Source organism: Streptomyces sp. NPDC059256 (assembly GCF_042753785.1).
Lineage (GTDB): Bacteria > Actinomycetota > Actinomycetes > Streptomycetales > Streptomycetaceae > Streptomyces.
The window spans coordinates 1-13,573 of the sequence record NZ_JBHYZO010000042.1 but is presented as its reverse complement, the minus strand read 5'-3'; the positions used below and the strand labels follow the sequence as shown (position 1 = coordinate 13,573).

Sequence of the window (13,573 nt, the reverse complement as noted above, 5' to 3'; positions counted from 1 at the left end):
GTCCCCGCCCTCGGCCACCAGCCGCCACAACGCGTCCGGCGAGACCGCACCACCGGGATAACGGCAGGCCATCCCCACAATCGCGATCGGCTCGGAGGCTGAGTCCGAACGTTGTTGCAGCTGCCGTCGCAGGCGCTTGTTCTCCAGCAGCGACGTACGCAGCGCTTCGACGACCTTCTCGTCCGGCATGGTCATTCGTCGGCTCCGTCGGTTCGGGGCGGTCACAAGTCGGTGTCACTGAGGGCGATGCGGACGAGGTCCTCGACGTCGGCGGCGAGGAGGTTCGCTTCGTCGTCCTGGTGCTTGCTGTCGGATTCGGCAGCCGCCGCGGAGGCTCCTGGGTTGTCGACCAGGGCGAGTACCGCCTCCAGCAAACCTGCCGCGCGCAGCCGCTCGGGAGGGACGGAGGCGAGTGCCCTCCGAATCGAGGCGTCCGGCTCCTCGGCCGGTTCGAGCAACTCACGCAAATGCGCGGCGAGGCGGCGAGGGGTGGGGTAGTCGAACAGGATCGTGGCCGGCAGTCGCCGGACGGCGGCATCGCTCAGCCGGTTGCGCAGTTCGATCGCGGTCAGGGAGTCGAGGCCAAGTTCGAGGAAACCCCGGTCCGGTTCGACCGCCCCGGCATCGGTATGGCCCAGCGTCACGGAGATCTCCTCCCGGATGAACTCCAGCAGCAGTCCGAGCTGTTCGGATTGGGGGCGGTCGGCCAGTCGTTGCGGCAGCGCGGGCTGTCCGCCCGATCCCGCGGGTGGGCGTACCGCGCCGCCGACGAGGTCCCGCAGGAGCGATGGTGGCGTGCCGCGCTCAGCCTGTGCGCGCAACGAAGGCAGATCGATCCTGGTGAGCGTCAGCGTGGCGCGGTCGCCCACGAGTGCGGAATCGAACAGCGCGAGACCGTCCTCGACGTCGAGCGGCAGGATACCGCCGCGACCGAGGCGGGCCCGGTCGGTTGCCCCGAGGTTCTCGCCCATGGCTCCTCCGGCGGCCCACAACCCCCAGGCGAGGGAGACAGCGGGACGGCCCTGGGCTCGTCGTTGCCCTGCCAACGCGTCGAGGAACGCGTTGGCCGCAGCGTAGTTCGCCTGGCCCGCGGCACCGAGAACCCCGGCGGCGGACGAGAACAGCACGAAGTGCGTGAGGTCCAGGCCCGCGGTGAGTTCGTGCAGATACCAGGCGGCCTCGGCCTTCGGCCGCAGAACGGCGTCGATCCGTTCCGGAGTGAGGCTGGGGACAGTGGCGTCGTCCAGAACCCCCGCAGCATGGATGACAGCGGTGAGCGGGTGCTCGGGCGAAACGCCGGCAACGACGGCGGCGAGACTCGTGCGGTCGGCGACGTCGCAGGCCGCGATGACGACCTGGGCCCCGAGCCCGCTCAACTCCTCGGCCAGTTCCGCCGCGCCAGTCGCGGCGGAGCCCTGCCGGCTGGTGAGGAGCAGGCGCCGGACTCCGTGCCGCCGCACGAGGTGCCGGGCAACCAGCGCGCCGAGTGTTCCGGTGCCGCCGGTGACTAGCACGGTTCCCTCCGGGGGGAACGGCGCGACGATGTCTCCGTCCCTGTCGGCGGGGACGGGTATGAGGCGGGGCGCGTAGACCCGTCCTGCGCGCAGTGCGAGTTGTGGTTCGTCGGCGTGCAACGCGGCGGGGAGGGCCTGGACGGACTCCTCGGAGTCGTCGAGGTCGACCAGTACTATCCGGCCCGGGCTCTCGGTCTGCGCCGAACGGATCAGCCCGCCGACGGCTGCACCCGCGAGGTCCTCGGCCGTGTCGCCACTCACGGCGGCGACCGCCGACCGGGTCAGTACGACCAGCCGGGCTGTTGCGAACCGGTCGTCAGCGAGGAACGTCTGTACGGCCTTGAGGACGCGGTGCGTCAACCGGCCTGTCCGCTCGACCTGGTCACTCACGCCGCCTTGGTGCGTCGTGCAGTCCAGAAGGAGCAGTTCCGGCACGGGCGTGTCACCGTTCGACGTGTGCGGAGCCGCGACGCCGGCGAGGGCGAGCAGCATGCCGGGCGCAGGTTCGTCGAGCCAGTCGAACCGTGCGCGGGGCCCGCCCTCCGGGCGGGTCGTGGTCGTGATCCCGGTCCATGAAATCGTGAACCTCGACCGTTGCCGCCTGTGCTGGCCGGAACCGAGTTGATCGGGGGTCATGTGCCGTACCGAGAGGGACTCGATCGCCGCGACCGCGGCACCGCTTTCGGTCGTGAGACGCAGCGCGAACCCATCTCCACCTGCACTGAGCCGGACGCGCAGGACGTCGTCCGATGCGCAGCCGGGTCCGCTGACGCCTGACCAGGAGAACGGCACCGGAACTCCATCGGCGCTGTCCAGATCCGGGTAAGCGCAGGCAAGGGTGTGAAGGGCGGAATCCAGCAGCGCCGGGTGGATGTGGAAGCCCTGCGTTGTCGCCTCGGGCACATGGACCTCGGCGAAGATCTCCGTGCCGTGCCGCCAGACCCTCCGCAGTCCCCGGAACGCGGGCCCGTAGCCCAGCCCGAGGTTGGCCAGTTGCGCGTAGATCTGCTCGATGTCCTCCTCGGTCGCGTCGGACGGCGGCCACGGTGCGACTGTGGAGCCGGTCGTCGCGTTGGTCGCCACGATCTTTTCGCCGGGGCCCAGTTCCCCGTCCGCGTGTCGATCCCATTCGCTGTCATGGGCACTGGTGCCTCGTGCGGGACGGGACCTGACGATGACACTCCGGTGCCCGGACTCGTTGCACGGGCCGGCGACGACCTGGACGTGAACTGCCCCGGCCTCGGGCAGGACGAGCGGAGCGGATACCGTCAACTCCTCGATCCGACCGCAGCCGGAGCGCTCGCCCGCGTATCGGACCATCTCGACCAGAGCACTGGCGGGGACGATCGGTGTGGCGTGAACGGCGTGGTCGGTGAGCCAGGGCTGGGCATCCGTCGAGATCCGGCCGGTGAAAAGTAACCCACCGTCGGGGAGTTCGGTCTCCGCGCTGATGAACGGGTGCGTCGTCCCGTGCAGCCCGAAGTCCGTCGGTGCGTCGCCGGCCGGTCGGCTGAGCCAGTACCGCTCCCGCTGGAACGGATACGTGGGCAGATCCACACTGCGGGCGTCCGGAAGCATCGCCGCCAGATCCACCGGGGTGCCTGCGATCCTGGCCCGGATCAGCGCGGTGACCAGGGAGTCCGGCTCGCTCGTCCCCCGACGGAGGACGGCGCCGACCAAGGGCCGGGCATCCTGGTCGGGCAGGCAGTCCGGCGCCAGCGACGCCAGCGCGTCCGAGCCGAGTTCAAGATAGGAGCGGACGCCCGCCTGGTACAGGGTCTGGACGGCCGCGGCGAACAGGACCGGCTGGAGCACCTGGTCCACCCAGTATCGCGCCGACGTCATCGTGCCGGCCGAAAGGACTTCGCCAGTGACGGTCGAGACGATCGGTATCGAAGGCTCCGTGAACCGCAGACTCTCGGCGACCTCCCTGAAACCGGCCACCATCGGCTGCATCAGGGGCGAGTGGAAGGCGTGGCTGACCAGTAGCCGCTTGGTCCGGCGACCACGCTTTTCCCACTCGTCGACGACAGCCATCACGGCGACTTCGTCACCGGAAACAACCGTTCCGGCCGGCCCGTTCACCGCGGCGACGCCAATGGCGTCCTCTCGGCCGGTCAGGGATGCGCGCACCTCTTCGACGCTTGCGCCGATCGCCACCATCGCGCCGCTGACCGGCAGCTCCTGCATCAACCGGCCCCGTGCGGCGACGAGCCTGCACGCGTCCGAGAGAGACAGAACCCCCGCGACGTGGGCTGCGGCGAACTCGCCGACCGAGTGCCCCATCAGGTAGTCGGGGACGACGCCCCAGCCCTGCAGCAGCCTGTACAGCGCGACTTCCAGTGCGAACAGTGCGGGCTGGGTGTAGCGGGTCTCATGGAGCAGGTCTTCCTCAGGCGAACCGGCGGGCGCGAACATCAAGTCGCGCAGCGGTCGGTCGAGCAGTCCGTCGAAGTGAGCCCACACCTCGTCCAGCGCACGCCGGAATCCGGGGTACTCCGCGTAGAGGCCGCTGCCCATACCCGGCCGCTGCGACCCCTGACCGGAGAACATGAAGGCGGTGGCGCCGTCCTGACCGGTGACTCCGCGTAGTACGTGGGGAGCGGTTCGCCCGGCCGACAGCGTGTCCAGCCCCGACAGCAGTTCCTCCCTGGTACGTCCGACCACCGCCGCGCTGTACTCGAAGACTGACCGTGCTCCGAGTGCGCGGGCCACCTCGGCGGGCCGGTATCGGGGTTGTTCGCGCAGGAAGCCCTGGAGCTGATCAGACTGCGCGACGAGCGCTGTGTCGGTCCTGGCCGACATAACCCACGCCACGATCGGCCCGGCCTGCTCCCCATCCGGCTGATCCGGCTCGTACTGATCCCCGGTGTCTGGGGCTTCGACGATCACGTGGGCGTTGGTGCCGCTGATGCCGAAAGCCGACACCGCCGCGCGCCTCGGCCCGTCGTGATCCGGCCAGTCCACCGCCTCGGTGAGGAGGGCGACGTTCCCCGCCGTCCAGTCCATCCGCGAGGACGGAACGTCGATGTGGAGGCTACGGGGAAGACGGCCGTTGCGAAGTGCCTGGACGGTCTTGATGACCCCGGCGACTCCGGCGGCGGCCTGGGTGTGTCCGATGTTGGATTTGACCGAGCCGATCCACAGGGGGTGGTCCGCGGGGCGGTCCTGTCCATAGGTGGCGATGAGCGCCTGTGCCTCGATCGGGTCACCCAGCGGAGTGCCGGTGCCATGTGCCTCGACCATGTCCACGTCGGACCCCTGCAGCCCCGCGTCGGCCAGTGCCTGCCGGATCACCCGTTGCTGGGAAGGGCCATTCGGCGCGGTCAGCCCGTTGCTGGCACCGTCCTGGTTGACGGCGGAGCCACGCACCACCGCCAGCACCGGATGGCCGTTGCGGCGCGCGTCGGAGAGTCGCTCGACCAGCAGCAGACCCGCGCCTTCCGCCCAGGCGACCCCGTCTGCCCCTGCGGCGAACGATTTGCACCGTCCGTCCGGGGCCAGCCCGCGCTGCCTGCTGAACTCCACGAATGGCGCCGGCGTCGCCATCACCGTGACGCCGCCCGCCAACGCCAGATCGCACTCGCCGTCGCGCAGCGCCCTAACTGCCAGGTGCAGGCTGACCAGGGACGAAGAGCAAGCGGTGTCCACGGTGATCGCCGGGCCTTCGAGGCCGAAGGTGTAGGCGAGGCGGCCCGAGGCGACACTGCCTGCACTGCCCGTGCCCACGAAACCCTCGTACTCGCCAGGGGTCGCGCTCAGCAGTCGGCCCCCGTAGTCGCCGTACATGACGCCCGTGAACACCCCGGTGCGACTGCCGCGCAGCGATCCGGGGTCGATGCCCGCGCGTTCGAAAGCCTCCCAACCCGTCTCCAGCAGCAGCCGCTGCTGGGGGTCGGTGGCCGTTGCGTCGCGCGGACTCATCCCGAAGAAGTGCGGGTCGAACCGGGCTGCGTCGTAGAGGAAGCCGCCCTCGCGGGTGTACGACTTCCCGGTCCGCTCCGGTTCCGGGTCGTACAGGTCGGCGACGTTCCAGCCCCGGTCGTCAGGGAAGGGACCGATCGCGTCCACCTCGTCTGCGACGAGTTGCCATAACTCCTCCGGGGACCGCACGCCACCGGGGAACCGGCAGGCCATCGCGACGATCGCGATGGGATCGTCCTGCTTCACCACCTGTACGGCCGTACGAACGAGGGCCTCCCCACCGGTGCCCAGAAGTCTGTCGCCGAGGTGTTCGGCGAGCGTCTGTGGGTTCGGGTAGTCGAAGACCAGGGTCGCCGGAAGTCGCTGACCGGTCTCGGTGGACAGCCGGTTGCGGAGGTCCACCGCGGTCAGTGAGTCGAATCCCAACTCGGTGAATCCGCGGTCCACGGGGACGCGTTCCGCGTCGTCGTGGCCGAGGACGAACGCCACGTGCCTACGTACGAAGCCCAGCAGCAGTCGGTGCCGCTGCGCCTCGGCGAGCCCGTCGAGTTGCTGCGACAGCGAGGCGCGCCCGACCGGCGGACGTGATGGGGCGACGAAACCCTTCAGCATCGGTGGGAGCGTCGTCGAGTCCGCCGAGCGCAGCGCGGCGCGATCGAAACGAAGCGGCAGCAGTACGGGACGGTCCGCAGCGAGGGAGGCGTCGAACAGGTCCAGATGGACCTCCTCCGCCAGTGGGACCAGGGACGCTTGCCGGAGACGCCGCTCGTCGGCCGCCATCCCGTTCGCGGACAGCCAGGGCCCCCAGGCCAGGCTGATGGCCGGGAGCCCGGCCGCGCGACGGTGGTGGGCGAGCGCGTCGAGGACGGCGTTGGCGGCGGCATAGTTGGCCTGGCCGGGAGTGCCGAGCGTCCCGGCGGCGGAGGAGAACAGCACGAACGCCGCCAGGTCGGCGTGCTGGGTGAGTTCGTGCAGATACCAGGCGGCATCGCTCTTCGGTCGCAGGACGGTGTCGAGTCTGTCCGCCGTCAGATTGGTCAGGGCGGCGTCGTCCAGAATCCCCGCCGTGTGCACCACGGCGGTGAGCGGGTGTTCGGGAGGGATGCCGGCGACGACCGCGGCGAGACTCGTGCGATCGGCGATATCACACGCCGCGATGGTGACGTCGGCGCCACACTCCGACAGCTGCGCCCGCAGGGCGTCCGCTCCTGGAGCGTCGGCTCCGCGTCTGCTCAGCAGCGTCAGGTGACGGACACCGTGCCGGACCACCAAGTGGCGGGCGATGACCGTCCCCAGAGCGCCGGTACCCCCGGTGACCAGTACGGTGCCGTTCGGGTCGAGCGGTGACGTCCCGGCGGGGGACATCGGCGTCACAGCGGCACGAGGTACGAGAAGGCGGCCTGCACACAACGCGACCTGGGGTTCTTCACATCCGATCGCGGCGGCCAGGGCCCCAGCCGACACCGCGTCGTCGTCGAGGTCGATGAGTGCGAACCGTTCCGGATGCTCGTTCTGGGCACTGCGGATCAGGCCCCACACGGCCGCCCCTGGCAAGTGCACCGGGGTGTCCTCGGGGCCTGCGGGGACCGCGCCCCGGGTGACTACCACGAGCCGGGAATCCGCTGTCCTCTCATCGGCCAGCCACTCCTGCGCGGCGAGCAGCACTCCGGTGACGGCCGTGCGCACCCCGTTAGGGTCGTCACCCAGTGAGGCGTCGACGGGCAGCACCACAGCTCCCGGCAGCGGACCGGCCGCCGAGAGCAGCTCGTTGAGGTCCCGGTGGAGCCCGATCGGGATGTCCGTGTCGACGGGCGACATCTTCGCCCCGGGCCGCAGGAGCCAGGTGCGCTCCCCGAGCACCGTCAGGGAGGCCGGAGTGGATGTTGGACGGTCGGGAACGGTGACCCAGTCGAGCCGGTACGCCTCCTGGCGCCGGACGCTGATCCCGCTCACCGAGACCGGCCGCACCATCAGCGACTCGACCGAGGCGACCTGGACGCCGTCCGCGTCGGTGATGGCGACGGCGAGCGTGTCCGGCCCGGTCCGGGTCAACCGGCTCCTCACCGAGGTGGCTCGCCAGGTATGCGGTACGACGCCGCGCCAGGAGAACGGCAACAGGATCTTCTCGCCTGACACCAGCGACGGGTGGTCACCTGCCAAAGCGTGCAGAGAAGCGTCGAGCATCGCCGGGTGCAGCCCGCCCGATGTGTCCTCCTCGTGGACGTGCGCTTCGGTGTAGACCGTCGAGCCGACGCGCCAGGCAGCTCGTAGCCCCCGAAACGCCGGGCCGTATCCGACGCCGATGTCGGAGAGGGCATCGTAGATCCCGTCGATGTCCATCGGTTCCGCGTCCTGCGGCGGCCAGACCGGGGAGAAGTCGTCGAAGGGCTCGGCCGAGTGCTCGCCGAGCGTTCCGGAAGCGTGCCTGGTCCATGGACGCTCGCCGTCGACCGGGACGGTGGCGGGGCGCGAGCTTATGGTGAGGGACCTGAAGCCGTTGATGTCCGGAGCGGACACGGCCACCTGGAGATCGACCGGTCCGCTCTCCGCCAGAGTCAGTGGTGCCTCGACCGTCAGTTCCTCTATTCGGCCGCATCCGCTGACCGTTGTCGCGTGGACGGCCATGTCGAGGAAGACCGTGCCGGGCACCAGGGCGGTGCCGTTGACGGTGTGCTCACCGAGCCACGGGTGGGTGCGCATGGAGATCCGGCCGCTGAGCAGCAGACCACCGGTCTCTGCGATGGAGGTTGCAGCCTTCAGTAGATCGTGTGCGCCGCTGTCCAACCCGAGGGAGGAGACGTCTGGTGCGAACGCCGGCAGCCAGAACCGCCGCCCCTCGAAGGGGTAGTTGGGAAGGATCACCGGCCGCGCGTTCAGTCGCGCGAAAAATGAGGACCAGTCCACGTGCATGCCCTGCAGGCCGGCCTCTGCGACCGCTGCCACGAGGGTCTGCGCCTGCGGTTTGTCCCTGCGCTGTACCGCGATCCGGTGGCCCGCGCCCTCGCCCGAGGGCAGGGCGGTGAGCGCCGCGTCCGGGCCGATCTCCAGGAAGGTGGTGACCCCCAGTTCACCGAGCGCGCCGACCGCGTCGTGGAACCGTACGGGATGCCTGACCTGACGCGCCCAGTAGCCCGGATCGCCCAACTCGGCCGCACTGGCCAGACTGCCAGTGACGCCGGAGACGAGTTGTAGGCTGGGCGGGCGGTAGGTGAGACGTTCGGCGACCTGGCGCAACTCGTCGAGTACGACGTCCATGTGCGGAGAGTGGAACCCGTGGCTTACCCGCAGCCGCGTCGTCTTCCGACCGCGCTTCGCCCACAGTTCGGCGACGCGGTTCACGGCCTCCTCGTCGCCGGAGACCACGGTCGAGTCCGCGGCGTTGACCGCCGCGATCGCCACGGCGTTCGCCGAACCGCGCAGGGAATCGGCCACTTCGTCCTCGCTCGCACGGACCGCGACCATCGCGCCATGCGCCTGCACCGCCTGCATCAAGCGCGCGCGCTCCAGAACCAGTTCGCAGGAGTCCGCGAGGTCTAGGACACCGGCGACGTGCGCGGCGGCGATCTCACCGATCGAGTGCCCGAGCACAACGTCGGGATGTCCGCCCCAGGACTCGACCAGCCGGAACAGCGCGACGGAGACGGCGAAGATCGCGGGCTGGGCGTATCTGGTCTCGGCGAGGAGGGCGGAGTTCGGTGTGCCTTCCTCGGCGAACATGACCGATTGCAGTGGGACGTCCAGCCGCGAGTCCATCCGGGCGCTGATCCGGTCCAACTCTGCGGCGAACACCTCGAATCGGCTGTGGAGCTCCCGGCCCATGCCTGGGCTCTGGCTGCCCTGCCCGGAGAACAGGAAGGCGCTCTTCCCACCTCCGTTGCGGCCAACGGCCACGTTGGGGGCGACACCTCCGTTCGCCAGGACGTCGAGTCCGGAGAGGAACTCATCGCGTGTCTGACCCGTCACGACCGCACGGTGCTCGTGCACTGTTCTGGTGGCCAGTGAGATACCGATGTCGGCGGGGCGGAGGTCCTCCTCGTTGCGCAGGTGCTCGGTGAGCCTGCGTGCCTGCGCGGCGAGGGAAGCCTCGGTCCGACCGGACAGCACCCAGGGCACGGGGACACCCGTGGGTGCGGGTGTGGGTGCGGTGCGGTGGTCCTGGGTCGGGACGTTGGCGGTCGTCGCATCCCATTCGAGGACGACGTGGGCGTTGGTGCCGCTGATGCCGAACGCTGAGACGGCGGCGCGTCGCCGGTGGTCGGTCTCGGGCCATGGGACTGTTTCGGTGAGTATCGCGACTCCGCTGTCCTCCCAGTCGACGTGCGGGGTCGGTTCGTCGACGTGCAGGATTCGGGGGAGTCGTCCGTGTCGCATGGCCTGCACCGTCTTGATGACTCCGGCGACCCCGGCGGCGGCTTGGGTGTGTCCGATGTTGGATTTGACGGAGCCGATCCACAGGGGGTGGTTGGTGGGGCGGTTTTGTCCGTAGGTGGCGATGAGGGCTTGGGCTTCGATGGGGTCGCCGAGTGTGGTGCCGGTGCCGTGTGCTTCGACGGCGTCGATGTCGTGGGGTGTGAGGCCGGCGTTGGTGAGGGCTTGTTGGATGACTCGTTGTTGGGAGGGGCCATTGGGTGCAGTGAGTCCGTTGCTGGTGCCGTCGGAGTTGATGGCGCTGCCGCGGATGGTGGCGAGGATCGGGTGGCCGTTGCGCCGTGCGTCCGACAGCCGCTCCACCAGGAGCAGACCGACGCCTTCACCCCAGGCAGTTCCGTCGGCCGCGCCCGCGAACGGCTTGCACCGTCCGTCAGGGGCCAGCCCGCGCTGACGACTGAACTCGACGAACAAGGTCGGGGTGGCCATGACCGCGACACCGCCGGCCAGGGCGAGGTCGCAGTCGCCGTTGCGGAGCGCCTGTGCCGCGAGGTGCAGCGACACCAGCGAGGACGAGCAAGCGGTGTCGACGGTGATGGCCGGCCCCTCAAGGCCGAGGGCATAGGCGATGCGACCCGACGCGACACTCGTCGTGGAACCGGTGATCAGATAACCCTCCGTTCCGGTTCCGTCGAGCTGTGCGTTGATCCCGTACTCCTGTGCGGCCGTGCCGATGAACACCCCGGTACCGCTGCCGCGCAGCGACGTCGGATCGATGGCGGCGTTCTCCAGCAACTCCCAGGCGGTTTCCAGCAGCAGCCGTTGCTGAGGGTCGGTCGCGAGAGCCTCGCGTGGGCTGATCCCGAAGAAGTCCGCGTCGAACAGATCCGCGTCGTGGAGGAACCCGCCCTTGTCGACGTACGACGTTCCAGGGTGGTCGGGGTCCGGGTGGTGCAGTTCGTCGATGTTCCAGCCACGGCCCGTGGGGAAGTCGCCGATCGCGTCGGCGTCGCTGGTCACCAGCTCCCACAGGGCATCCGGTGTCGTAACGCCGCCCGGGAACCTGCATGCCATCGAGACGATCACCACCGGATCGCTGTCCCGGCTGGCGACCACGGAAGTCGGGTGCACGGTCTCCGCCCGGGCACCGAGCAGCGCTCCGCGCAGCTCGCTGGCCAGAGCTCGCGTTGTCGGATGGTCGAAGATCAGGGTGGCGGGGAGCCGCAGACCGGTGGCGCCCTTCAACCGATTGCGGAGCTCGACAGCGGTGAGGGAGTCGAAACCCAGGTCCCGGAAACTGCGGTCGGTCTCGATCGCGCCCTGCCCGATATGGCCAAGTACCGCCGCCACGTTGGTACGCACCAGATCCACCAGCAGTTCGAGCTGCTCGGTCTCGTCGACCGCACTCAACCGGGCCCCCAGGTCCTCCGCAGCCGTGCGCCGGGCCGGACCGCTCGCGCGTCGGACCACTGCCCGCCCGATCGTGCGCAGGATCGGAGGGATGTCCTCGTCGTCCGCGCGGATCGTCGCCGGGCGCAGCGCGGCCATCACCAGTGGCACGTTCCCCTGGAGCGACAGCCCGGCGTCGAAGAGCGCGAGACCCTGCTCAGTGCTGAGCGCCGAGCTGTTCCGGGTGAGTCGGGCCTTCCCGATGTTGTCCAGATCAGCGGTCATTGAGCTGGTCTCTGCCCATAGGCCCCACGCGAAGCACGCGGCGGGCAGCCCCAGGGACCGCCGGTAGCCGGCCAGCGCGTCCACGAAGCTGTTGGCCGCCGCGTACACCGACTGGCCAGGGTTGCCGATCGTGCCAGCTGCCGATGAGAACAGGATGAACGCGTCGAGCTTGAGGTCCTTGGTCAGCACGTGCAGGTTCCACGCCGCGTCGGCCTTGGGCCGCAGGACGGCGTCTGCCTGCTCGCCCGTGAGCGAGGTGAGCACGCCGTCGGCCAGCACGCCCGCGGTGTGGACGACCGCCGTGAGTGGATGCTCGTCCGGGATACCAGCGAGCAGTGCGGCCAGTGCACCCCGGTCGGCGGTGTCGCACGAAACAACCGTCACCTCCGCGCCGATTGCACGCAGTTCGTCCGAGAGCTCGGCCGAACCAGGAGAGTCCGGGCCCGAGCGGCTGACGAGCAGCAACCGTCGCACGCCGTGCCGGGCAACCAACTGTCGGGCCACATGGCGGCCGATCGTCCCCGTACCACCGGTGATAAGGACGGTACCGTCCGGGTCGAAGGCGACCGCCGCGCCTGTCGGCGCAGAGGTGGCGGCTACCAGTCGCGGCAGATGAGCCGTGCCGTTGCGCACCAGCACCTGCGGTTCGCCGGAGTCGGCCGCGGAGGCCAGAGCGCGTGCCGACGCATCCGTCCTGTCGAGATCGACGAGAGCGAACCGGCCCGGCTCCTCCCACCACGCGGCGCGCAGCAGCCCCCACACGGCCGCGCTTGCCAGATCGCGCACCGGTTCGTCGACGTCCACCGGGACCGCGCTGTGCGTCACCACCACCAGCCTCGACGTGGCGAGCCGGTCTTCCAGCAGCCAGTCCTGAATCAGTTGGAGCAGGTGTCGGGTGATCTCATGGGCGCGGGTGGCAGGGTTGCCGTCTTCCGGCGTTCCACCGTCGCAGGGGAGCAGCACCACGTCCGGTACGGACGCACCGGCGTCGATCGCGTGCACCAGGTCACTCAGCTCCTGATGCCGCGGCAGGTCGGTCCAAGGGGTGCCCAAGGAGTGGGATCCGTCTCCCAGCACTGCCCAGCCGTCCGGGAGAACGGGAGGTGCTTCGGCCGCCGACGCCGCCCAGTCCACGCGCCAGAGAGCGTTGTGCAGGTGGCGGGATCCGTCCAGCCGGTCGACCGGCACTTCGCGGAGCTTCAGTGCCGGGACGGTGACAACCGGCCGACCTGCCTCGTCAGCCGTGTCGAGCGCCACCGTCGACTCGTCCTGAGGCGTCACCCGGACACGCAGTACGCTCGCGCCGGTGGCATCGAGCGTGCTCCCCGACCAGGAGAACGGCAACCGGACCGGGTTGTCGGGCCGGTCGAGGCCGGTGCAGAGCGCGATGGCGTGCTGGGCGGCGTCGAGGAGTGCGGGGTGAATCGCGAATCCGTCGGGGTCCACGTCGTCGGGCAGCCGGACCTCGGCGTAGAGCACGTCGCTCTCGCGCCACGCTGCCTGGAGCCCCTGGAAGATCGGGCCGTAGAGATAGCCGAGACCGGCGAGCCGGTCGTACAGGTCCTCGACGGGCACCGGCGTCGCAGCGGGTGGTGGCCACACTTCGGCGAACTCCGCCTGAGAACGCATAGGTTCTGGAGCATCCGCGACGATCGTGCCGCTCGCGTGCCGCGTCCATGGATGGTCCGGCTCGCCGTCCGGGCGCGAGTGAACGGTGACGGAGTAGTCGTCGCCCTGACCCTCAGGGGTGACGGTGACATGCAGTTGCACGGCCGCGGTGCCGGAGAACGTCAGCGGGTTCTCCACCGTCAGTTCTTCTATGTGCCGGCGCCCGAGGTGCGCGGCCACGTGCAGGGCCATGTCGAGGAACCCGGTTCCCGGCATGAGCACCGTGCCGAGCACCGCGTGGTGGGCGAGCCAGGGATGGGTGAGGGCCGAGACGCGCCCCGTGAAGACGTGTCCGTTCCCTTCCGGCAACTCCGTCGTGCTCCCGATCAGCGGGTGGTTGGTTTGGTGGGGGTGGGTTGGTGTTGGGGTGGTGGGGTTGAGCCAGTAGTGGTGGTGTTGGAAGGGGTAGGTGGGGAGGGTGGTGT

The 13,573-nt window shown here is 69.7% G+C and carries 2 protein-coding genes; both read right to left on the bottom strand.

All coding sequences use genetic code 11. The features are described 5' to 3' along the window. Positions 1-195, bottom strand: a 195-nt coding sequence (locus tag ACFXJL_RS34525; RefSeq protein ID WP_384699399.1) for a polyketide synthase docking domain-containing protein, incomplete at its 3' end; no start/stop codon positions are given. Positions 196-221: 26 nt separating this feature from the next. Continuing rightward, a complete protein-coding gene (locus tag ACFXJL_RS34520) occupies positions 222-13,475 on the bottom strand; it encodes an SDR family NAD(P)-dependent oxidoreductase (protein WP_384699402.1) in 13,254 nt (4,417 codons plus the stop codon). Positions 13,476-13,573: the final 98 nt, after the last annotated feature.